Origin of the sequence: Pseudoalteromonas ruthenica, assembly GCF_008808095.1 — a bacterium.
GTDB classification, from domain to species: Bacteria; Pseudomonadota; Gammaproteobacteria; order Enterobacterales; family Alteromonadaceae; genus Pseudoalteromonas; species Pseudoalteromonas ruthenica.
In genome coordinates, this window is the sequence record NZ_CP023396.1 from 187,736 (window position 1) to 212,028 (window position 24,293).

The following is a 24,293-nucleotide window of genomic DNA, read 5'->3' on the forward strand; positions in this document are numbered from 1 at the left end:
AGCGGCCCTTTAACTCGCATTTTTAACTAAATTAAGTATAATGCGCGGCAACTGTCGTTCAATCCTTAACCCCGGATGATATTACCTATGTTAATCCTGCGTGGTGCGCCAGCACTTTCCGATTTTCGTGTTCAAAAAGTGCTTACTCAATGTAAGCAAGCCAACCTTCCTGTAACTAACGTCTACGCCGAATTTATGCACTTTGCTGATGTCACAGCAGCACTGAATTCTGACGAGCACAGCAAGCTGGAAAAGCTGCTTACTTATGGGCCGCATATTCCTGAACATGAGCCCCAAGGGACACTCATTTTAGTTACCCCGCGTCCAGGCACAATTTCGCCATGGGCGTCTAAGGCCACCGACATTGCTCACAATTGTGGATTAACTCAGGTACATCGTATCGAGCGCGGCATCGCCTATTATGTTGAAGGTGATTTGAGTGTTTGCCAGCTTAACGATGTGGCCGCCTTGCTACACGACCGCATGACCGAAACAACGCACCGCGATATGGATGATGCCGCGAAACTGTTTCGTACCGATGAGCCGCGAGCTATGTCATCGGTGGACATCCTTGGCGGAGGCCGTGAGGCGCTAGCTAAAGCGAATGTTGAACAAGGCTTTGCCCTTGCAGACGACGAGATTGATTATCTGGTAGAGAACTTCCAAAAGCTCGGCCGTAACCCGAACGACATTGAATTGTTTATGTTCGCGCAGGCGAACTCAGAGCATTGCCGTCACAAAATCTTTAATGCTGATTGGACCATTGACGGCACAGAGCAGCCCAAGTCGCTGTTCAAAATGATCAAAAACACCTACGAGCAAAATAGCGTCAACGTATTATCTGCATACAAAGACAATGCAGCGGTGATGAAAGGCTCAGTGGCCGGTCGTTTCTTTCCTGATTTCAGTGGTGAATACACGTATCACCAAGAAAACATCGAAATTTTGATGAAGGTTGAAACCCACAACCACCCAACCGCGATTTCGCCATTCTCAGGTGCATCAACGGGCTCGGGCGGTGAAATCCGTGATGAAGGTGCTACAGGCCGAGGCTCTAAGCCAAAAGCTGGTTTGGTAGGCTTTAGCGTATCTAACCTACGCATCCCAGGTTTTGAACAACCATGGGAGAGCGAATACGGTAAACCAGGGCGCATTGTTGAAGCGCTGGATATCATGATTGATGGCCCGCTAGGCGGCGCCGCGTTTAACAATGAGTTTGGTCGTCCAAACCTACTGGGTTACTTCCGTACCTATGAAGAGCGAGTTAATAGCCACAATGGCGAGGAAGTGCGCGGTTATCACAAGCCTATTATGATTGCCGGTGGTTTAGGTAACATTCGTACTGATCATGTACAAAAAGGCGAGATCCCGGTAGGCGCGAAGCTTATTGTGTTGGGCGGCCCGGCAATGAATATTGGCTTGGGAGGCGGAGCGGCTTCGTCTATGGCGTCAGGGCAGTCCAATGAAGACCTCGACTTTGCTTCGGTACAACGTGAAAACCCAGAAATGGAACGCCGCTGTCAAGAAGTCATCGATAAATGCTGGCAGCTAGGCGATGACAACCCCATTGCTTTTATCCACGATGTGGGCGCCGGTGGCTTGTCAAATGCCTTCCCTGAATTAGTGGATGATGGCGGCCGAGGGGGCGATTTTGAATTGCGTAACGTGCCAAACGATGAGCCCGGTATGGCGCCGCATGAGATTTGGTGTAATGAATCACAAGAGCGTTACGTGCTGGCGGTAGCAGAAGAAAACTTCGCTCGTTTTGAGCAAATATGTCAACGTGAGCGCGCCGAGTACGCAGTCATCGGTACCGCGACCGAAGATCGTCACTTACGGGTTTCTGACTCGCACTTCAACAATAACCCAGTGGATCTGCCGCTTGATGTGTTATTGGGTAAAGCGCCGAAAATGCACCGTGATGTCAGCACCAAGCAAGCTCAGGGTGAAGCGCTTAATACCAACGCGATTACCGTACAAGACGCAGTGCAACGACTACTGCGCTTGCCAGCGGTTGCTGAAAAAACCTTCTTAATCACCATTGGCGACCGCTCCGTAACCGGTTTGGTTGCCCGTGACCAAATGGTTGGCCCTTGGCAGGTGCCGGTGGCCAACTGTGCCGTGACAGCTGCTGCGTACGACACCTATCATGGTGAGGCCATGTCTATGGGTGAGCGCACACCTGCGGCGCTGCTTAATTATGGTGCTTCAGCGCGTTTAGCGGTCGCCGAGTCTCTGACCAATATTGCCTGTGCTGATATTGGCTCATTGAATAACATTAAGCTATCAGCAAACTGGATGGCGGCAGCCGGGCACCCCGGTGAAGACGCTGGTTTATATGAAGCGGTTAAGGCCGTGGGTGAAGAGCTGTGTCCAGCCCTGGGCTTAACCATCCCGGTAGGCAAAGACTCAATGTCGATGAAGACCACATGGCAAGATAATGGTGAAGATAAAGCCGTGACTGCGCCGCTGTCTTTGGTAATCACTGCGTTTGGTCGTGTTGAAGACATTCGTAAAACGGTCACGCCACAGCTGCGCACCGATAAGGGCGATTCAACGCTCTTGCTTATCGACTTGGGTGCTGGTCAAAACCGCATGGGGGCATCAAGCTTGGCGCAGGTTTACAAGCAGCTGGGTGACAAAACTCCAGATGTTGATAGCCCTGAACTATTAAAAGGCTTCTTCGAGGCGATGCAAGCGCTGGTACGCGAAGAAAAACTACTGGCTTACCATGACCGCTCTGACGGTGGCTTATTCGTAACTGCTGCGGAGATGGCCTTCGCGGGTCACACTGGCGTAACGCTAGAGCTAGACGCGTTAGCGGGGTCTGATTTAGAGGTCCTATTCAACGAAGAGTTGGGTGCCGTTATTCAGGTTCGTAATGATGACCTAGACGCGGTGAAGGCCATCCTTGCCGAGAACGGTCTTGCTGCGCTAAGCCATGAAATTGGTACGTTGAACGATGCTGATCAGCTGGTTATTAACCGTGGTGGTCATGCACTAGTGGATAATAGCCGTACCGAGCTGCGTTTAGCGTGGGCGGAAACCACTTATCAAATGCAGTCTCTGCGTGATAACCCTGCCTGTGCTCGCCAAGAGCATGATGCCAAAGCTGATGCCAATGACCCAGGTCTTAACGTGAAGCTGAGCTTCGACATTAACGAAGATGTCGCCGCGCCTTACATTGCTACTGGCGCTAAGCCACAAATGGCTATCTTGCGTGAGCAAGGCGTTAACTCACACGTTGAGATGGCGGCGGCATTTAACCGTGCAGGCTTTGCCGCCGTTGACGTACACATGAGTGACATTCTAGAGGGGCGCTTAACGCTAGAGCAATTCAAAGGCCTTGTGGCGTGCGGTGGCTTCTCATATGGTGACGTACTCGGGGCCGGTGAAGGCTGGGCGAAGTCCATTCTATTTAATGACATGGCACGCGAGCAGTTCCAAGGCTTCTTCGAGCGTCAAGATACCTTCAGCTTGGGTGTGTGTAATGGCTGTCAGATGCTATCAACATTGCGCGAGCTGATCCCTGGCACGGAGCATTGGCCACGTTTCGTGACCAACCAAAGCGAGCGTTTTGAAGCGCGTGCAACCTTGGTCGAAGTACAAGACAGCCCATCGGTGTTCTTCAGTGGTATGGCGGGTTCACGTATGCCAATTGCGGTGTCACACGGTGAAGGCCGTGCCGAATTTGCAAATGAGGCGGCTATTCAAACAGCAGTGAACTCGGGGACTGTAGCGGTGAAATACGTAGATAACTACGGTAACCCAACTATGCAATATCCGGCGAACCCCAATGGTTCACCAGAGGCAATCTCGGGTATGACCTCTACAGATGGTCGTGCTACGGTGATGATGCCACACCCAGAGCGGGTATTCCGCGCGGTAGCGAACTCATGGCACCCAGATGAGTGGCAAGAAGACAGCCCATGGATGCGCATGTTCCGTAACGCGCGCAAGCACATTGGCTAACTATCTAGTGCTTATCTAATCTAAAAAGGCTGCCTTGGCAGCCTTTTTTGTTGCTCTTATTGATGTGTTCCAATCAGCTTCGCTTCATGAGAAACTTTTAAAATGATCACCTACCATTTGCCGCTTTAAGGAAAACTATGCTGCGCAAACTGTTGATTGGATTAGCAGTGATAGGGCTCACTCTAGCTACCGCCTACTTATTTCGCATCGAGCTCACCTTTATGGTAGCGAAACATTACCTTGATGCCGATGAAGCAGAGTTAACCTGTGCTGATTGGCAATGGGGGAGTGGGCTGACCACAATCACAGTCAATAAGTTATGTCTAGGTTATCGGCAGCATCGGCTTGTTATTAAGCAGGCGCGAATCACACCGCAGCACATCGATATTGAAAAAGCAGCTTTAACTCTGGCTAAGCAACAAACTCAATCATCCAGTGATACTGGTAAACCTCAGGCGCTTAATTTGCCGCTGACAGACAGTCGTCCGTTGGTAACTGTTGAATCCCTTTTCGTGTACACGCCTTATGCCACTGCGCCTGTGCGTATGACGGTAAGTGAGCCGCAACTCAATCAGTGGGTGTTAAATGGTGATATAGCCGGTGATATCGCCATAACCTCGCAGCATATCGACTATGAACTGCATGCCAATCAAGCCTTAAGAGCCCAGCTTATGGCTGTGGCCGAGCCATCACTCATGCGCTTTAATATCTCTCAGTGGGCATTGCCGGAGCTACAAATACAAGGGCGCTATTACGGAAACCGAATTGATAACCAGATCACTATTGCCAGCCAAGCTACTTGGCAACATACGCCTTGCCCGGTGCAGGTGAGTAGCCAGGGCCGCATCGAGGTACGTTCTAACAACATGCGTCGCTTTAGCTTAGACACCAGTGCACTGACAACGCAATTGCGAGCGCAGGGTCAATGTGACTATCAAGCCAGCCTAAAACCCTACTTCCCAGAGCTGCTCAAGGGGTCATGGCAGCTAACGTTGGCCGAACCAAGGGTGAGTATAGATAAAAGCGAGGTGGAGCTAACGCAAGTGCTGCTTACGCATAACAGCGAACAGACTAAAGTGGGTGTCCGCTTAGAGGCGCCGCGTGCCAATTGGCGCACAGCACAGGTGGCTGCCGAGTATGCTTTACAGCTAGAAACCCAGTCGTTAGGGCGGCTTAGTGTTTCGGGACAGGCAACTGAGCAGCGCATTAGCGGCGCCTTTAAAGGTCAGGTAGCTGCGCCGGTGGGTGAAAACGTGCATGTTGCCTCCGTAAGCGCCACTGGCGAGTTCGACCATAACTTTGCTGGGGCTACTGCGCTGCATGGGCAACTGAAAACCGCACAGTTAACAATGGCGCCTTATTCTGGCGAACAGGTAGCGGTTACTGTTGATGCCACTATCAGCGCAGATAACTCGATTTCAGCGCGCTTAGAGACCGTTGCTGCTGTTGCGGCGAGTGCTGATATTAAACTCCTTGATGTCGAGCAAAGTTATCAGGTACAGGCTGACTTGGGGGCAGGGCGGCGCAGCGCGCAGGTTGAGGTGCAAAGCCGTATTGGGCAACTAGATTCTGCACAGCTGAGATTAAGTGAGCTCAGTGTCGATAGTCGAGTTGATATTGCTCGCAGCATTGATGGTGAGCACCTTATCTCATGGCAGCAGGCGCAAGCTTTGGCTAAGCACAGCTGGCAAGAAACGGCTTTTCCTATCACCGTGGTATTGCCGCCGACGCCTTTGCCTTCATTGCAAGCCATTGCCAGCCAATTGGCCCCTGAGTTGTCACTGACCGCCGGCACACTCAGCGCTCAACTGCACGGTGATGCGCGCCTTCAGCGTATGCAATGGCAGCTAGAGGTGGACGACGCCAGCGTGCTTTATCAGAGTTACTTAGCTGAAAATATCGATACGTCGCCGCAAGGACAGTGGAATTCAGGGCAACTTCAGCTCGATGATACTAGCTTTACTATTTCCCAACTACGCGCTGGACCGGTGTTGTCACAGGTGCAAGGGCTCTGGGGTTATGACCAAGATGCCTACCTCAAAGAGGTGCAGGCTGAGGTGTTAGGTGGCACTTTGTCGCTGGATAAACTTTATGTGACGGGACTAACGAAGCGCCGTGCTCCCACCTTAGTTGAGGTAGCACAAATTAATGCCCAAAGCCTACTGGCGCTAGAGCCACAGCAGGGTATTGAGATCACAGGGGTATTGGCAGCAAAACTACCAATACGGTTAGAGGAGCAGGGAGTCAGTGTCGAAAATGGCCGTATTTATTCGCAAGCTCCGGGTAAATTGACGATTAAAGATAACGCCGCCTTCGATGCGGTGAAAGCACAGCAGGAAGAGCTTGGGCCGATGTTGGGCATGTTGGAAAACTTAGATATCAACAGCATCAACGCCGATGTTGATTTAAAAACCGATGGTTGGTTAACCATGGCGATGCAATTAAAAGGGGAAAACCCCGAGCACCAGCAAGCTGTAAATTTTAACTATAATCATCAAGAAAATATCTATACCCTATTTAAGGCGCTGCGCTTAAGTGATGAAATCACTAAGAAAGTGGAGCAAGAGTATCAAGCGAAGGAGTAAGCGAATGAGCAAACTATCGCTGGTGGCGGTGGTCGCTATGTTAACTTTAATGGGATGCACCCATAAGGTTGAGGTAGAGAGTAAAGAGCCAATCACCATCAACCTAAATGTCAAAGTCGATCATGAGATCCGCGTCAAAGTGGATAAAGAACTCGACGAATTATTCAGCGATGACAGCGAGCTTTTCTAGGAGGGGTTATGAAACTAGTTAAATGGAGTATGTTAGTCAGTGCCGCCATGTTGGCCTTCAGTGCCTGGGCGCTAACTTTAGACCAAGCTAAGGCGCAAGGTATCGTCGGCGAAACCAGCAACGGCTATTTAGCCTTAGTACAAAATAACAGTGAGGCGCAAAAGCTAATTGCCGAGATTAACGCTAAGCGTAAAGCCAAGTATTTATCATTGGCGAAGAAAAATGGTATCAGTTTGAGCCAAGTGGAGGCGTTAGCAGGCGCCAAAGCTATCGAAAAAACGACCGCAGGGCATATGGTTAAAGTCGACGGCCAGTGGCGCAAAAAGTAACACTAGGGTGAGCACAGTGCAGTATGGCGCTGCACTTTTTGCCGCTCAAAATGCCCAGCGCTATCAGTAGGTATAGCACTGGGCGGGCAAAAGAAAGGTAAACTAGGCGATTTGTCGTTCTGCCAAGCTCAGCTCCATGGTGGCTTTAAGCAAACGATACAGGTTGATGGATGCATCGATTTCCTGCTTGCGGTTCGTCAGTGACTCGATATTCAACCCCAGCGGCACATCCAGATGTGCGCAGCTACGTAAGATCAAATCTAAGTTTTCGCGGCAGATGCGCACCGACTCACTCAAGGTGTTTTCGGCATCAAGCATGCGCCACTTAGTTGCCTCTGGCACGGAAATCCCCAACCACTGCATAAAATCCAGCGTTTTTTCACCGCCACAAGGGGTGAAGGTCAGAATAATACGCTGTGGTGAGAGCCCTTGCTGGCGGCAGCTGCGGGCATAACTGGTGATTAGATCAATGGTCGCTTGCGCATCGTAAACCGCCTGAGAGATAAAAAACTGACACCCTTGCGCCGTTTTGGTCAGTAAGCGCTCATGTTCATTACGCTTATTGGCATGGCGCTCGGCAATGGTCACGCCACCTAAAAAGAAGTCTTGGTGATGGGCGGCAATCTGGGTGTAGGCATCATTTAAGCTTAGCTTGATATCCCCTTGTGACGACGGACTTCCGACTAAGACTAAGTTATTTAAATCATGGTCATTGGCGGTGCTATCAAGCCATTGATTAAATTCATCCTGATTGCGCTGAGCCACACTTTTATAGGTGATCACATCGGCGCGTGATAAGCGCCGCAATAACTGGCCATAATCACGTGGATCAATGGTGTGTTTGAATGGGAAGGGGCGCGGCGTACTGATGCGGCTGCTCTCATCCTGAATGTCATAAACCACCACACCGTCATATTCAATTTCGTGTAAACGGCCAAGCAACTTTTCGGCAATTGCGCGCATAGCGACTTCATCGGTATCTGCTTTAGGTGGCGTAGTGCCAATTAAATACACGCCCTGACGGGGGTCCTCTATTTTTTCTCGCAGTGATAAAGCCATGGTTCTCATTCCCAGCAATTGACAATGAAACAACTATAACAGCCATTTAGACGTCTAAACAGCTTTTTATAATGAAACTTACTCAACTCGAGTGAATTTGCTTCAAGTTAAAGCGTTACTCATCATGATCTGACCGTTATACCCATTATGTCGTGGCTGACATATTTGTTTACAGCAAAGTGACACCCCTAAGGTGCGTTTGCGATGTGATTTATTGCATAATGAGGAAGCTAAAAAACAACAAAACATCAAGGTTGAAGATGAAACTTTCTCTATTAGCGACAGGTGTCGCCTTCGCGCTCACTCTTGGCGGTTGCCAAAGCACGCAAACGACGACCAGCACCCCAACGGCTGCTGAGGCCGCGCCACAGTCACAAGCGGTGTTCTCCCAAGACTATGTACTTGAAGAGCTTGATAATGGTCTGCGAGTCATGGTGGTGAAAACAGACTACCCCGATGTCGTGTCATTACAAATCCCGGTGTCCGTAGGCTCACGTAATGAGGTGGAACCAGGAAAAACCGGCTTTGCACACTTCTTTGAACACATGATGTTCAAAGGCTCTGAGAAATTTCCTGCACACGTGTATGCAGATATCTTGAAAAATTCTGGGGTCGATAATCGCGCTTACACCACGAACGATTACACCAATTATCACCTTAACTTCTCCAAAGAGCACCTCGATAAGGTGCTAGAAATTGAAGCGGATATCTTCCAAAACTTGAGTTACAGTGAAGAGCAATTCCGTACCGAAGCGCTGACCGTCAAAGGCGAATACTTAAAGAATAATGCCAGTCCAATCCGTAAGTTATTAGCGGCGGTGCGTAATGAGGCCTTTGATAAGCATACCTATAAACACACCACTATGGGCTTTTTTGCCGACATTGAAGCCATGCCGGACCAAAGTGAATATGGGCAAACCTTTTTCGAGCGCTTTTATAAGCCGGAATATGTTTCTTTGGTGATTGTCGGTGATGTTGACCCGCAAGCGACCATTGCGATGGTGAAAAAGCACTGGGGCAATTGGCAGCAAGGGGATTATCAAGCCGATATTCCTGTTGAACCGCAACAACAGGCGCCTCGTTATGTGCATGAGCAATACGAAGGGCTACCCGGGCACTGGTTATTAGTGTCATACAAAGGTGCAGCGTGGCAGCCGCAGAAAAAAGACCGCGCGGCGCTTGATTTGCTCTCACAACTATACTTTTCTGAGAACTCAGATTTGTATCAAGAGTTGGTTGTTGATAAACAAATTGCCAGCCAAATGTTCACTTACAACCCGGAAACCAAAGACCCAGGCTTGATGCATGTGTTTGTGAAGGTGGATGATGAGCAGCACCTCACTACCGTGCGCGATGCTATCAACCGCACTTATGCCAAGGCACGTACAGAGTTGGTCGATGAAAGCCGGCTACAAGCCTTGAAATCGCACCAAAAGTATAGCTTTATTAATAGCTTAGATTCATCACAAAGCATCGCCTCAACCCTTGCGCGGTACATGCATTTCGAGCGTGACCCTGAGGTGATCAACACCTTGTATGCCACTGCCGATAATATTAGTGCCGAAGATATTCGCACCATGGCGAATAAATACTTTGTCGATAGTAATCGTACCACGGTGACGATGTCGGCTAGTGAGTCGGTCGCAGGCTTTGCCAACGAGGTGCGCCTTGATGCTTTAGTCGCTGAGCATCAAAATAAACCTACCGAGCGCCATTTCACCGTGCTCGATAACACGAATAGTTCACCGCTGGTGGATGTTAACTGGTTATTCTACACCGGCGCGGCTGCCGACCCAGAGGGCAAAAAAGGTTTGGCGGCTCTGACTGCGGCAATGATTGCCAAAGGCGGCAGTGAGTCACAAAGCTATAAAGATATTCAAAAGGCTTTATACCCCATGGCGGGGAGCTTTAGCTATCAAATTGACAAAGAAATGATGTCGTTTCGTGGCCGTATTCACAAAGACAATGCTGACAAATGGTATGCCTTGGTGAGCGAGCAATTGCTAAACCCAGGATTTCGCGAAGACGACTTCCAGCGGTTGCAAAAGGAGCTTGTCGATAGCATTAAATCAGGCTTAAAAGCGTCTAACGATGAGGAGCTGGGCAAGGAGGTACTGTATAGCAAGCTGTATCAAGGCCATCCTTATGAAAGTTATAATTACGGCGACTTATCTGATCTGGAGAATATTACCTTAGCGGATGTGCGGGCCTTTTATCAGCAACAGCTGACCCAAAGTAAACTGCACTTGGGTATTACGGGAGCCATGCCAGAAGAGCTGAAAACGCAGCTGTTAACGGACCTACAGGGCTTACCAAAAGGTGAGCAACGCCGCCTTAATGTGCCTGACGCTCCAGCCCTTGACGGGCGTTACGCTACTATTGTCGAAAAGTCGGCAAAATCAACGGCAGTGTCGTTTGGCTTCCCTATTGATACCACGCGCTCGCACAAAGACTGGACAGCATTATGGTTAGTGCGTTCATACTTAGGTGAGCACCGTAACTCGAACGCTCAGTTATTCCAGCGTATTCGTCAGGTTCGGGGGATGAACTATGGCGACTATGCCTACATCGAGTACTTCCCTCGTGGTATGTTCCAAACTAAACCAGATGCTAACCTAGGGCGCTCTGAGCAAATCTTCCAGGTATGGCTAAGGCCGCTGCGCTCAAATAACGATGCTCACTTTGCTACTCGCACCGCTTTATTCGAGCTCGATAAACTCATTGCCAATGGCATGAGCGAAGCGGACTTTGCAGCAACGCGAAACTTCTTAAGTAACTATGTGCCGCAACTGGTAGCCAGCCAAGACCGACAGCTAGGCTATGCCCTAGATAGTCGCTTTTACGACACCGATAACTTTGTCGACTATGTACGTGAGCAGCTCAGTAGCCTAAGCGTCGAAGATGTAAATCGGGTGATCAGTGAGAATCTACAAAGCGACAATATGCACTATGTGTTTGTTACTGGAGATGGCGCCGATATGCAGCAACGACTGGCCTCGGAGCAGGAATCACCGCTGCAGTACAACACTGAGAAACCGCAATCGCTGCTTGACGAAGACAAGCAAATCCAAAGCTACCCTTTGCGTATTCCCGCTGAGAATATAGAGGTGTTGGCGGTCGACACCGTCTTTGAATAAGCATTAATCTGCACGAAAAGCCGCTGTTGATGAGCGGCTTTTTTATTGCTGTGTTTCTGCTATGGTTATGAGCGACAACTCATTTGTATGCCATGGAGGGACATAATGTCAGCCAAGCTATTATTGGGGCCTATTCTTGGCCTTGAATCAGATACCCTGTATACCTTTGTCTTTGTGACCGATAACAATGTGCAGCAATGTCATGTTGCGGTGGAAGGGCAGAACTTAGAGGCGGTTGAAATCGGTTCCCTAAGTGCGGGGAAGGTATGGAAAGCCCGTATCGAACTTGAAACCACAGGTTACCTGGATTACCGCATTACTATCAACGGCGAGGACGCCGCAGACCAACAAGGTCAACAGCTGTGGACATTTTACGTGCCTGAGCAGGGAGAAAAACCGCGCTTAGCCTATGCCTCATGTAATGGTTTTTCCGATTATAAGATGATGAATGCCACAGAAAAACCTTACTATTTATGGCGTGAAATGCATGCACAACACCAGCAGGCGCCATTTTCGCTGCTGTTAATGGGAGGCGATCAGGTTTACGCCGACTCCATATGGTCCCAAGTCCCCACATTACAGCGTTGGAATGAACTTGATAAAGAGCAGAAAATAACGCGCCAAGTTAGCAAAGAGATGCGCAACCAAGTGACGCGATTTTATAGCCAACTGTATTTAGCTCGCTGGAATAAAGCGCCAATGGCGGCGATGCTGGCTTCAGTGCCATCGTTAATGATGTGGGATGATCATGATATTTTCGATGGCTGGGGGAGTTACCCTGATGATTTGCAGAGCTGCCCCGTGTATCAGTGTATCTATGAGGCGGCCCGTGAGGTGTTCACTTTGTTACAATTACGCGGCAGCGATAACCACGGTTTACTTGCCGGTGAACAAGGTTGTGACTTTTCATTTGCGCTGAGATTTCGCGATTACCATATTTTGGCCCTGGATAACCGCTCTGAGCGCAGTTTAAGCCAGGTGATGTCGGATAATTGTTGGGCTCATGTGACCGATTACCTCGATAGCCAATGCCAACAAGGAGATTTGTTGGTGATGACTGCTGTGCCTGTGGTCTATCGTGATTTCTCTTTCGCTGAGCGTGCGGTTGATGCCACCCCTTGGCAAGAAGAGCTGACTGATGATTTAAAAGATCATTGGCGGGCAAAAGAGCATGAAGGGGAGCGCGCTCGTTTAATTATGCGACTCATTGATAATGCCAAGCAACGTCAAGGCAAAACCGTGTTGCTGTCGGGGGATGTGCATGTGGGGGCTCTGGGAGTGATCAGGGCGCCACAATCTCAAGGCGTGGTGAAAATTCACCAAGTGGTGTCCTCGGGGATTATGCACCCGGCGCCGACCTTTATGCAGTGGCTCGGGATTTGTGCGATCACCAATGACGATTTGGAATACATTGATGAAGGGGAGCAAATTACGGCTTCCATGCTGCGCCCATTTGGCTCAGCAAAGTACATTCGCGCTCGTAATTTTGTGTCCATGTGCCAAGGTGATGACGGCAAACTATGGGTCAACTGGCTCATTGAAGGCAAAGATAAGCCGAGTTATCCCATTAACTAGAGAGTAAAAAGGCCTCTTTAGGGAGGCCTTTTTTAACTACTTTTTGGCTTTGATTTTAGCCTTGGCTTTTTTGCGCTTGGCTTTGATCTTGGCCGGATCTTTTTTCTTTTTCGGTGGCAACTTAGGCTCTTTATGTTGTGGCTCTAAGCCCTTTATTTTGCGCCGTTTCAGTACTTGATCGGTATAACGCTCTATTTTGCCAACCATGGCCACATCATGGGCCTCAACCAAGGAAATAGCGGTGCCTTTTTTACCTGCACGGGCCGTGCGGCCAATGCGGTGCACGTATACATCGGCCGTGCGTGGCATATCAAAGTTGATGACATGGCTGATATCGCTGACATCAATGCCGCGTGCGGCGACATCTGTGGCCACCAAAATATTAGTGCGACCACTGTGAAAGCTAGCCATGGCTGCCATGCGTTTATCCTGTGGCATCTCGCCACGTAGCCATGTGGTTTTTATATCATTAGTATAAAGCTCGCCCACTAACTTTTCTAAACGCTCGCGGGTTTTCACAAACACCACGGCCTTTTCCACATCACTTTGTTTCAATAGATGGGTCAGTAGTGCCAACTTGTGCTCGTAATCATCGGCCAAGTGAACCCATTGTAAGATCTTGCCGCGCTCGCGACGCGAGGGTGAAGCTTCAAGTTTAGCGGGCTCATTAAGGATTCGCTCGGAGAACTTTTCTACTGCTTCGCCTTCCAAGGTGGCCGAAAATAGCAGACATTGGCGTCGGTTTTTGGCTTCCTCACAGATGCGCAGCATTTCTTTGCGAAAGCCCATATCTAGCATGCGATCGGCTTCATCGAGGATCAACATTTCCACATCCTCGGCGTGGAAGTTTTCGGTATCCAAATACTCCATTAACCGTCCAGGAGTGGCAATCAGCACATCGTTGTTCTTTTCAAAGATTTCTTTATGACTGCCGTAGTTGATGCCGCCGGTCACCACGCCAATTTTTAGGTGCGTGTGGGCTGCGAGCTTTTCACACTGCTCATGGACTTGGTAAGCAAGTTCGCGCGTTGGTGCCATGATCAGCACGCGAGCGAAACCTGGGTTACGACGCGGGTGGTCGAGTAAGTATTGAATTGCAGGGATCAAGAACGCTGCCGTTTTCCCTGTGCCCGTTGGTGCACCCGCAAGTACGTCGCGACCATCAAGGGCCTCTGGGATGGCGAGCTGTTGGATGCTGGTGGCTTTGCTAAAGCCCATGGCATCAATGGCTTTTAAAAGCGCGGCATCAAGATCAAAATCGGCAAATTGCATAAAGGAGTCAAAATGAAGGACAATTGCGTTAATTATACGTGGCACATACACAAACACAAAGGGCAAAAGTGGCAGGATTTAACTTTAAACGCTTCTCCATCGCACAAGACAACGTCGCCATGAAGGTCTCAACCGATGGCATCTTGCTCGGTGCGTGGGCCGATGTCAGCCAGGCGCGGCGTATATTGGATGTGGGCACGGGCACAGGGCTACTGGCGTTAATGGCTAAGCAGCGGGCGCCCGACGCGTGTGTGCACGGCATTGATATTGAACCGGATGCTTGCACTCAAGCGCAGCTTAATGTTGCTGCGAGCCCCTGGCCTGAGGTGGCTATAAGCCGCTGTGATGCTAATACCTTCACGCCCGAGCAAGCGGTTGATTTAGTGATCAGTAATCCACCGTATTTCGATAATGCCCTTAAAGCCGGCAGCGACAAACGCACGTTGGCGCGTCATACCGATAGTTTACCTTTTAGTGAACTACTGGGTGTGTGGCAGCGAGCCAGCCACAGCCAGACTGAATTGGCGGTGATTTTGCCACTATCTGGCGCCGAGCAATTGCACCAATTGGTGCTGCAACAAGGGGGATATTTACGCCGTTGTTGTCGGGTGAAAACCACCGCCACTAAAGCCGTAACGCGCTGTTTAATGCAGTGGAGTTGGCAGCCAAGTGATTGCCATTATAGCGAGTTGGTGATTCATCAAGGCGATGATTACAGCGCCGAGTATCGCGCATTGTGTCAGGATTTTTACCTGCGTTTTTGATTTTTCAGCGCTCTTGTTTCGGTAATGAATACGTATTCAATTGCCACAGTGATGCGCTCAGTCTAGTGTTAAATTTTTGTAAATTAAGCGCAGGCTAATAACGAAAATGAGACACACTATGACAACTAAAACCCTCCTCGCTGCGAGCCTCTCGTTAGGTCTTGCAATCCCGACGACAAGTCATGCCGCCCCGACCACCTTTGTTCACTTGTTTGAATGGAGTTGGTCGGACATCGCTCAAGAATGTGAGCAGTTCTTAGGCCCCAAAGGCTACGCTGCCGTGCAGGTGTCACCGCCCAATGAGCATATCCAAGGCAGCCAATGGTGGACTCGCTACCAACCGGTCAGTTATGAGCTCTCCAGTCGCGGTGGCAATCGCAGCGAGTTCATTGATATGGTCCAGCGTTGTGGCGAGGCCGGCGTGGATATCTATGTTGATACCCTGATTAATCACATGGCGGCGGGCAGTGGTGTTGGCACGGCAGGACACAGCTATGGGGATAAATATTTCCCAGATTACAGCCCACAAGACTTCCATACTAGCTGCGCTATCAATCCTGAAGATTATGGCAATGACCGTTGGCGCGTGCAGCATTGTGAATTGGTGGGCCTCGCGGACCTAGACACCGATGCCGAGTATGTGCAAAACACCTTAGCCAATTACATTAACTCACTGCAAAGCCTAGGGGTGAAAGGGTTTCGTTTTGATGCTGCGAAACATGTTGCAGCAGATGATATTGCCAGCTTGATGAGCAAGGTGGTAGGCAACCCGGTGGTATTCCAAGAGGTGATTGATCAAGGCGGTGAAGCTGTCAGCGCTTCGGAATATCTGGCCACAGGCTTGGTCACCGAATTTAAATACAGCACCGAGCTTGGCAACACCTTTCGCAATGGCAAACTCGCCTGGTTGAGTAATTTTGGTGAAGGGTGGGGGTTTATGCCGAGCTCCTCAGCAGTGGTGTTCGTCGATAATCACGACAACCAGCGTGGTCACGGTGGGGGCGGTAATGTAATCACCTATGCCGATGGCCGTTTATATGATTTAGCGAACGTATTTATGCTTGCCTATCCCTATGGTTACCCTAAGGTGATGTCGAGTTATGACTATCACGGCGATACCGATGCTGGCGGGCCCAGTGTGCCGGTGCATAATAACGGCGAGTTAGAATGCTTTGGCAGCAACTGGCAGTGCGAACACCGGTGGTCTTATATCGCCGGTGGCGTGGATTTTCGCAATAACACCACCGAGCACTGGCAAGTGACGCAGTGGTGGGATAATGGCAATAACCAAATAGCCTTTGGCCGGGCGGATGCCGGGCATGTGGCCATTAATAAGGAAGAGTTCGCGTTGCAGGCGACGATCGCCACTGACATGGCTCCAGGACGCTATTGCAATGTACTTAAAGGTACGCTGAGTGAAGATGGCAGTCGCTGTAGCGCTGAGGTCATTACCGTACAATCCGATGGCACTATTAACCTTGATGTGGCCCCTTGGGATGCGATGGCTATTCATCATCAAGCCAAATTACCTGCCGTCGATGACGGTGACTGGCAGCGTACGGTGATCTTTATCAAGGCAGCCACCGCAAGCGGCGAGGATCTATTTCTACGCGGCGGCATTGACCACCACTATGCCAACACCACACAAGGGCGCGATTGCCAAACTAGTAACTACCAATGTGCCATGCCTATTCGTCACAACAACCTACGGAATACCACCACAGCGCCGTGGAAAATCAATGATAACTACCTTGATTGGTATGGTACTGAGGCGGGGCAAAGCAGTGATGCTCCCGGCAGTGCGACCGACTGGACCACCGACCTTTGGCCCAGCGACTGGGGCACTGAACGCACCGTGATTGTTGATGGTTATGGAGTGACAGCGCTTAATACGTGGGGGCCGCATTATTGGATGCTGGATGTTGAGATGGATTGCAGCCGCGCGGTAAATGGCTGGTTTGAAATTAAAGCCTTTGTGCGCAATGGCCAAGGCTGGGAGGGAGATATTAACCAGCCGAATAGCCCTTATGCGAGCGCAAATCATTTTGCACAATGTGGCAAAATAAACACCTTTGAATTCAATAGCGATACCGCACTCATACAAAGTTTTTAGCCTTTATTACCCAAGTCAGGAGCGGATAAATCACCCTGACTTGGGTTAGTGGTAATGCTTTGTTCCTGTTGTATTTAAATCTAACCTCACCTTAAATTTGCGTGCGGCAATAGCTACGCTGCACTGGGCAGGTTTGTAATTGCTTAAGCGCTGCTAGCATCATTTTTACAGGCACAACAATAAAGTAGACGGAGGCAACAATCACCATAATGGGGTCGGCGTAGGCCGCATACACACTTAAATCGAAATAAGTGAGCAGGGCTGCGATGAAAAATCCGGCGATAACCGCAGCGCTGATCACCGCATCCATAAACCATTGCTTGGTTTCAGCTATTACCAAAGCAGATGCACCAGCTTGGGCTTTAATCACTGTGTAAGCACCTATACAAGCCAGCAGGTTGATGACACCAAATAACAGTGCGGCCGCAGTATTGATAGTGCGACCACCATCCATCATAGCCAGCAGGGCTGAGATAAAAGACACACTGCACATCAGTGCGATAACAAACCCCTTAAAAGCAATAACAATGGAGGGTAAGCGCTGACTTAGTAAGGCACGTCGCCGAGAGTTTGGCGAATTTAGATATGCGGCGGTAAGCAGTGAGATAGCCGTTAATAACACACTGACAAGGGAGTAAGCACCGTCAAATAAAATCACCAAGGAGTCTAACCATAGACCCAAAATGAGGCCTAATAAGGCTAGTAAAAGCGCGCTTATGCAAGAAAACAGCAATAGCTTCTGAGTATTTAAAGCAGACATCATAAACCACCTCACAATGGGGATGTGTTCAATAGCAATTAACAACGTGCTGCCAGTGTAATGTCATAGAGGTCACTTCCAAAGCCGCTGAGCGACGATATTTACGTCGCTGAAAAGGCATAAACTTGCTATGGTAAATAAAACCAGCAAGATATCTGCGGCACGGTATGAAAGTCAGTCAAATTGAAATATTTCTCGCTATTAGCGAATCGGGCTCGATTGCAGAGGCGGCACGACGAATTGGCAAAAGCCGCACGACGTTAAGCTCGGCACTCACTGCCCTTGAGGATGAACTTGGCGTTGAGCTGCTCACTCGCACCGGTAATCAAGTCTCGTTAACGAATATTGGTGAAGTTATTAAAAATGACTGTGAACGTTTGGCGATGATCGCCAACGACATCACCGGTCGCTGTCATCAGCACTTGCAAGGTGTTGAAGCCTCGCTGCGCATTGCCCGTGACGATGCTCTCCCTGAGGCTTATTGGCGACAACTAATTCATGAAATGAGCAGACAATTTCCTAGTATTAGCGTTTCTGTGTATATGGCGCCGCCGCCGGAGCTCAACGATATGGTGGAGCAAGGGGTCGTCGATATTGCTTATTGTTTGTTACCCCAAAGCCAGCAACTAACAAGTAGCCATCAAGTCAAGCTAGGTGAGATTCGTATGATGACCGTGGCCAGCAAAGGCCATCCGCTCACGACACTCAGCCAAGTAGTTAAAGCCGACCTGTCCAGATATACCGAATTTGCGTTAGCAACTATTGATGAAACGGGTCTGCATGCGGTTACCCCAGTCTCAGGAAATTACATCGCGTTGCCTTTTTATGAGCACCTGCGCAATGCCGTGCTTGATGGCACCGGCTTTGCCAGTGTGCCCTCGGTTTTAATTAATCCCTATTTACGCGACGGCAGTGTTAAAGTTTTGAAGTACGATCAAGCGATGACATCGCAGGCCTATGGCATGATTCAAACCCGCTATAGCCAGCTTGGTCGGCTAAGCCAGTGGCTAGCGCAACAAATTGCTGCCTATCTGAGTGAATCTTAGCGGCTGGTTGAGAAAGCAATTAAGGTTATAACGCGCTGTACTCATTCATGATTTGCTCTATCCAAGTAGCAATGCGTTCATCGCTTTTATCGTACTGACTGTCCTCATCTAGCGCTAAGCCAACAAAGTGAGATTTATCCTCTGTTAATGCTTTAGACGCTTCGAACTCGTAGTCATCGCCATTGGGCCATTGGCCAATAAAGTGCACACCTTGTGGCTTAATTTCGTCGTGGAGCATACCCAGTGCATCTTGGAACCACTGGCCATAACCTTGCTGATCGCCCATTCCGAAAAGTGCGATCACTTTGCCACTCAAATTGACGCCACTGATATCATCCCAGTGCGACTCCCAATCCTCTTGGATTTCACCAAAGTCCCATGTTGATATCCCGAAGATTAGAAATTCGTAATCTTCAGCTTTTTTCAAAGGCTCATCTTGGATGTTGTATAAGTCCACCACCTCTGCACCAATGATGTCGCGGATTTTTTCCGCTGCTATTTCGGTGTAGCAGGTAGTCGAGCCATAAAATAAACCAATCTTCATAATCGCCGTACAACTGAGTGAGTAATGGTCGCAGTTTAACGTATCGGCTCGCGACTATCTATGGCGTGCTTTATGATATGATGGCAAATAGGTAAATACACACAAAGCGCCTTACTTGTGAACAAGCAACCAATACACAGCGATAATATCGAGCATATAGAAATGTTCATAGATGCGTTATATCTGGAGCAGGGTAGTAGTGAGAATACGCTGTCTGCTTATCGCACGGATCTTGTTAAGTTCAGCGAGTTTATAGCGCCGCAAGCGCTGCTGGCAATTGATAGCACCGACGTAGAACACTACTTAGCCCATCGTGTAGACAAAGGCCTTAGTCCGCGTAGTACGGCACGGAGTATCAGTGCGCTAAAGCGCTTTTATCAATATCAGGTGCAAGAAAAGCGGTTGCCCAGCTCCCCTATGGAAACCATATCTCGGCCTAAACCAAGCCAGTCATTGCCTAAAACGTTAAGCGAAACAGACGTTGAAGCTCTCCTAGCAGCACCAGATTGTGATGAGGCGATGGGCCTTAGAGACCGCGCAATGTTAGAGCTTCTTTATGCTACAGGCCTGCGTGTCAGCGAACTGATAGGCTTACGCATGGAGCATGTTAATCAGCGTCAGGCGGTGGTGTTTGTAAAGGGTAAGGGGAACAAAGAGCGTCTAGTGCCTATGGGGGAAGAGGCACTGTTGTGGCTAGAGCGTTATTTAAAGTACGCGCGCCCATCATTGGTTAAGCTCGCTACTGACTTTGTATTTGTCTCTAAGCGGGGTATTGGCATGACGCGGCAAACCTTTTGGCATCGCATTAAACACTATGCTATGTTGGCGAACATTAAATCAGATTTGTCCCCGCATACCCTACGTCATGCATTTGCAACACATTTGTTGAATCATGGAGCTGACTTACGGGTTGTACAAATGATGTTAGGGCACAGTGACTTGTCGACCACACAAATTTATACTCATGTGGCCAATGAAAGGCTAAAATCGGTCCATGCTGAACATCACCCCCGTGCCTAGGCAACAGGTTAAATTGCTCAGGTGCTGGAATTTATTTGTATAAGCGCGGTCTAGTTTATTGTGCAAGAAGCAGTTAGAGATTTTATTATGAAAAAATTAGTTGTTGCGCTGGCGTTTGCTGGTGCCAGTGCCGGAGCGTTTGCTCAAGGCGTCAGTGTAGAGCCGCAAGACACCATGCAGCAGCAGGTGAGTGTGATCCAAAGCAAGCTGGCAGAGCTTGGGGTGAATGTAAAGCAAGTGCATCCAAGTCCGGTGCAAGGTTTACAGGAAGTGATCACCGATAAGGGCGTGTTTTATGCCAGTGCTGACGGCCGTTATCTTGTGCAAGGTACGATGATTGACCTTGTTAACCGTGAAAACTTAACAGAAAGTGCACTGAGTCATGTGCGCCTTGAAGGTGTCGCACAATACCAGAACTCAATGATCACCTATAAAGCAGATAACGAAAAAGGCAAGATCACCGTCTTTACCGATATCACTTGTGGCTACTGCCGTAAGTTACACCGTGAGCTGGATGACTACCTAGATGCTGGCATTACCGTGCAGTATCTGGCATTTCCGCGTGGCGGGCTGCGTGGCTCTGGGTACACCGACCTGATGAATGTGTGGTGTGCTGATAACAAGCAAGAGGCACTGACGGAAGCAAAAGCAGGTGAAAAACCAGAAAAAATTGAAAACTGTAACGCACCGGTGGCAGAGCACTACCAATTAGGGCAAAGCTTTGGTATCAGCGGTACTCCAGCCATTATTTTATCTGATGGCAGCATGATCCCAGGTTATCAGCCTGCGGCTGCAATTAGCTCAGCGATTGATGAGTTAAATAATAACAAATCTTAATGTAGAATGGGCCGCATCTAACGACGGCCCTTTTTTTGGAGTTTGCCTTGCAGGCGCATACCACCATAATGGCTCGCCCGCGAGTCGATGATAGCCACCTAAGCGATAAGCTTCACCCCGTTATTCGTCAAATCTATGCCTCTCGTGGCGTCAATAGTAATGAGCAAATAGATAACCGTGCCAATACCTTGCACGATTTCCGGCTATTTAAAGACATTGAATTAGCAGCAGATATACTCAGTGACAGTTTACAGCGCCAAGACAAGGTGCTGATTGTCGGAGATTTTGATGCTGATGGTGCCACCAGTACTGCCACCTTAATGCAAGGCTTGGGTATGTTTGGGTTTAGCCAATTGGATTACCTGGTGCCGGACCGATTTAACTTCGGCTATGGGCTAAGTGTGGAGTTGGCAGAGCATATTGTCGCCATGGCTCCTGATTTGGTGATCACCGTCGATAGTGGCATTTCGTGCTTAAAAGGTATCGAGCGCGTCAAGGCTGCCGGTATTAAGGTCATTGTCACCGACCACCATTTACAAGGTGAACAATTACCCAACGCTGATGCTATTGTTAACCCCAATCGTCACGATTGTACTTTCCCATCAAAATCGATAGCCGGTGTTGGTGTGGCTTTTTATGTGCTTATTGCATTGCGCCATACGCTGCGTGAGCGTCGTTATTTTAATGAGCAGCGTCCTGAGCCGAATTTAGCCAACCTCCTTGATCTTGTAGCCCTCGGCACGGTTGCCGATGTGGTGGCGCTGGATGCGAATAATCGCACCTTGGTGCATCAAGGGCTGGCGCGCATCCGCAGTGGTAAGACTCGCCCCGGTATCGAAGCGCTGGTTGATGTGGCACGGTGCACGCAAGCGCGTTTAAGCGCCTCAGATTTTGGCTTTGCTCTGGCGCCACGGTTAAATGCGGCGGGTCGATTAGATGATATGAGCTTAGGCATTGCTTGTTTGCTATCACCGGATATTAATCACGCTCGGCGCATTGCCGGTGAACTGGATATGCTTAATGCCGAGCGCAAAGAAATAGAGCAGGGCATGCAACAAGAAGCGCAAGCGGCGCTGGCCAAGCTCTCTTTAACAAGTGCGCAAACACCCGATGCGTTATGTCTGTACCAGTCCGATTGGCACCAAGGTGTGATTGGTATTCTCGCCGGGCGTTTAAAAGAGCACTATCACCGCCCCACGGCGATTTTTGCCGCCGGAGATAATGGCCTACTGAAAGGGTCTTGTCGCTCCATTGATGGCGTGCATATGCGTGATGTGTTGGCGCATATCGACGGTCAATACCCAGGGCTGATCGCTAAATTCGGCGGCCACGCCATGGCTGCGGGGTTAAGTATTGAGGAAGCGCGATTCAACGAGTTTCAACAAGCCTTTGCGCAAGAGATAGGTAAAGTGCTTACCGAAGAAGCGAAGGAGTGTATTTTACTCACTGATGGTGAACTGCCCAGTGATTGTTTGAATATGGAGTTTGCTGAGTTGCTGCGTCAAAGTGGGCCTTTTGGTCAGCATTTTCCAGAGCCCATTTTTGAGCATACCTTTGAGTTACTGCAACAGCGCGTTGTTGGTGATAAACACCTTAAGCTAGTGCTGCGCCATAGCAGCGGCCGAGTGCTTGATGCTATCGCTTTTAATGTCGATGTACGCGCTTGGCCTGATACCCAAGTGCGTTATGTGCACCTAGCTTACCAGCTCGATATTAATGAGTTTCGTGGCCAATTTTCTTTGCAGTTGATCGTTCGAGAGCTGCAAAAACAATAGCCACAGCAAGTTGGCTTAGAGCAAATAAAATTAGATAAAATCATGTGAAAGCGCTAATAAATGCAGCAGTTTTTTGCTAAAATCGAGCGCTTTTATTGATGCGCCGAATTCTCAGTATACTTGAAGTGTAAATGCTTACATCAAGATGGCTAAAGAGATAGACCTTGGCGCCACCATCATTTTGCGGAGTGACATGCATGTTTGAAGTGAATCCTGTGATTAATCAAATCAAGGAAATTCGCGAGCGCACAGAGCTTCTTCGGGGGTATCTTTGACTACGCTCTTAAGAAAGAGCGCTTAGAAGAAGTGAATGCTGAACTCGAAGACCCAGCAGTGTGGAATGAACCTGAAAAAGCCCAGGCTTTAGGTAAAGAAAAAGCCAGTCTTGAGGTGATTGTTGAGACTATCGGCAAGCTTGAAGACGGCACTGACGATGTCGAAGGGCTGGTGGAGTTGGCTGTTGAGGCTGAAGATCAAGAGACCTTCGAAGAAGCCCAAGCTGAACTTGAAGAACTCAATGCCCACCTTGAAAAACTCGAGTTCCGTCGTATGTTTAGTGGCGATCAAGACGCTAACGATGCGTACTTAGACTTGCAAGCGGGTTCGGGTGGTACAGAAGCACAAGATTGGTGCAACATGTTATTGCGCATGTACTTGCGTTGGGCCGAGGCGAAAGGCTTTAAGGCTGAAATCGTTGAAGCAACTGACGGCGATGTGGCTGGTATTAAAGGCGCTACAGTAAAAATTAGCGGTGAATATGCCTATGGCTGGCTGCGCACGGAAACAGGCGTGCACCGTTTAGTCCGTAAGAGTCCTTTCGATTCTGGCGGACGCCGCCATACCTCGTTTGCCTCAGCGTTTGTTTACCCAGAGATTGACGACAATATCGAAATCGATATCAATCCAGCCGATTTACGCATTGATGTATATCGGGCTTCGGGGGCTGGGGGTCAGCACGTTAACCGGACAGAGTCAGCGGTGCGAATTACTCACTTGCCAACCAATACCGTGGTACAGTGCCAAAATGACCGCTCGCAGCACAAAAACAAAGACCAAGCGATGAAACAGTTAAAAGCAAAACTGTTTGAGCTGGAGTTGAAAAAGCAAAACGCTGAGAAGCAAGCGCAAGAAGAAGCAAAGTCAGACATCGGTTGGGGCTCGCAAATTCGCTCCTACGTACTTGATGACTCACGCATCAAAGATTTGCGCACTGGTGTTGAGAACCGTAATACCCAAGCGGTACTCGATGGAGACCTTGATAAATTTATTGAAGCAAGCCTTAAATCAGGCCTGTAATGTAACGCCAAACCAATAG

General features: G+C 49.2%; 17 protein-coding genes. 13 read left to right on the forward strand and 4 right to left on the reverse strand.

Annotated elements, in window-relative coordinates:
• Positions 1-87 precede the first annotated feature (87 nt).
• From purL to PRUTH_RS00925, 4 genes are all read left to right on the forward strand, one after another.
• Complete coding sequence (gene purL, locus PRUTH_RS00910; protein WP_151172306.1) at positions 88-3,972, forward strand: phosphoribosylformylglycinamidine synthase; 3,885 nt, start codon at positions 88-90, stop codon at positions 3,970-3,972.
• 137 nt (positions 3,973-4,109) lie between these two features.
• The gene (locus tag PRUTH_RS00915; RefSeq protein WP_151172307.1) at positions 4,110-6,557 is read left to right on the forward strand and encodes an intermembrane phospholipid transport YdbH family protein; all 2,448 of its coding nucleotides are present in this window, start codon (positions 4,110-4,112) and stop codon (positions 6,555-6,557) included.
• A 4-nt stretch (positions 6,558-6,561) separates the two neighbouring features.
• The gene (locus tag PRUTH_RS00920) at positions 6,562-6,747 is read left to right on the forward strand and encodes a YnbE family lipoprotein (RefSeq protein WP_022944728.1); all 186 of its coding nucleotides are present in this window, start codon (positions 6,562-6,564) and stop codon (positions 6,745-6,747) included.
• Positions 6,748-6,755: 8 nt separating this feature from the next.
• Positions 6,756-7,076 carry a YdbL family probable chaperone protein gene (locus PRUTH_RS00925; RefSeq protein ID WP_022944727.1) on the forward strand — a complete coding sequence of 107 codons (321 nt, stop codon included), beginning with the start codon at positions 6,756-6,758 and terminating at the stop codon, positions 7,074-7,076.
• 102 nt (positions 7,077-7,178) lie between these two features.
• On the opposite strand, the gene PRUTH_RS00930 is transcribed toward PRUTH_RS00925, so the two are convergent.
• A complete protein-coding gene (locus PRUTH_RS00930; RefSeq protein WP_053910646.1) occupies positions 7,179-8,135 on the reverse strand; it encodes a methylenetetrahydrofolate reductase in 957 nt (318 codons plus the stop codon).
• A gap of 260 nt (positions 8,136-8,395) precedes the next feature.
• Between PRUTH_RS00930 and PRUTH_RS00935 the strand changes: the two genes are divergently transcribed.
• Together PRUTH_RS00935 and PRUTH_RS00940 are read left to right on the forward strand one after the other, a co-directional pair.
• Positions 8,396-11,272, forward strand: coding sequence for a M16 family metallopeptidase (locus tag PRUTH_RS00935; RefSeq protein WP_151172308.1), 2,877 nt, complete (start codon positions 8,396-8,398; stop codon positions 11,270-11,272).
• Positions 11,273-11,377: 105 nt separating this feature from the next.
• Positions 11,378-12,847 (forward strand): alkaline phosphatase D family protein, encoded by a 1,470-nt coding sequence (locus PRUTH_RS00940; protein ID WP_151172309.1) that lies wholly within the window; start codon positions 11,378-11,380, stop codon positions 12,845-12,847.
• A 36-nt stretch (positions 12,848-12,883) separates the two neighbouring features.
• Here the strand turns inward: PRUTH_RS00940 and srmB are convergent, their stop codons facing one another.
• The gene (gene srmB / locus PRUTH_RS00945) at positions 12,884-14,119 is read right to left on the reverse strand and encodes an ATP-dependent RNA helicase SrmB (RefSeq protein WP_045980670.1); all 1,236 of its coding nucleotides are present in this window, start codon (positions 14,117-14,119) and stop codon (positions 12,884-12,886) included.
• 68 nt (positions 14,120-14,187) lie between these two features.
• Between srmB and PRUTH_RS00950 the strand changes: the two genes are divergently transcribed.
• A complete protein-coding gene (locus PRUTH_RS00950; protein WP_045980664.1) occupies positions 14,188-14,883 on the forward strand; it encodes a tRNA1(Val) (adenine(37)-N6)-methyltransferase in 696 nt (231 codons plus the stop codon).
• Positions 14,884-15,001: 118 nt separating this feature from the next.
• The gene (locus PRUTH_RS00955; RefSeq protein WP_235419807.1) at positions 15,002-16,996 is read left to right on the forward strand and encodes an alpha-amylase; all 1,995 of its coding nucleotides are present in this window, start codon (positions 15,002-15,004) and stop codon (positions 16,994-16,996) included.
• Positions 16,997-17,087: 91 nt separating this feature from the next.
• On the opposite strand, the gene PRUTH_RS00960 is transcribed toward PRUTH_RS00955, so the two are convergent.
• A complete protein-coding gene (locus PRUTH_RS00960) occupies positions 17,088-17,759 on the reverse strand; it encodes a cation efflux transmembrane domain-containing protein (protein WP_218939685.1) in 672 nt (223 codons plus the stop codon).
• 164 nt (positions 17,760-17,923) lie between these two features.
• Here PRUTH_RS00960 and PRUTH_RS00965 point away from each other — a divergent pair, with 164 nt between their 5' ends.
• Positions 17,924-18,802: a LysR family transcriptional regulator gene (locus PRUTH_RS00965; protein WP_022943334.1), complete on the forward strand. Its 879-nt coding sequence runs from the start codon at positions 17,924-17,926 to the stop codon at positions 18,800-18,802.
• A 25-nt stretch (positions 18,803-18,827) separates the two neighbouring features.
• Here the strand turns inward: PRUTH_RS00965 and fldB are convergent, their stop codons facing one another.
• Positions 18,828-19,346, reverse strand: coding sequence for a flavodoxin FldB (gene fldB, locus PRUTH_RS00970; protein ID WP_151172310.1), 519 nt, complete (start codon positions 19,344-19,346; stop codon positions 18,828-18,830).
• A gap of 117 nt (positions 19,347-19,463) precedes the next feature.
• Between fldB and xerD the strand changes: the two genes are divergently transcribed.
• The 4 genes from xerD (at position 19,464) to prfB (ending at position 24,274) form a co-directional block, all read left to right on the forward strand.
• Entirely contained in the window at positions 19,464-20,366 is a 903-nt protein-coding gene (xerD, locus tag PRUTH_RS00975; protein WP_257220977.1) for a site-specific tyrosine recombinase XerD, read from the forward strand.
• Between the two features lie 87 nt (positions 20,367-20,453).
• Positions 20,454-21,203, forward strand: coding sequence for a bifunctional protein-disulfide isomerase/oxidoreductase DsbC (gene dsbC / locus PRUTH_RS00980; protein ID WP_022943331.1), 750 nt, complete (start codon positions 20,454-20,456; stop codon positions 21,201-21,203).
• A 68-nt stretch (positions 21,204-21,271) separates the two neighbouring features.
• On the forward strand, positions 21,272-22,978 hold the full coding sequence (gene recJ / locus PRUTH_RS00985; protein WP_151173678.1) for a single-stranded-DNA-specific exonuclease RecJ: 1,707 nt from the start codon (positions 21,272-21,274) through the stop codon (positions 22,976-22,978).
• A gap of 197 nt (positions 22,979-23,175) precedes the next feature.
• A protein-coding gene (prfB, locus tag PRUTH_RS00990; RefSeq protein WP_100229275.1) for a peptide chain release factor 2 occupies positions 23,176-24,274 on the forward strand; the annotation gives its coding sequence in 2 pieces (ribosomal slippage) (positions 23,176-23,250 and positions 23,252-24,274; 1,098 coding nt in all).
• Positions 24,275-24,293: the final 19 nt, after the last annotated feature.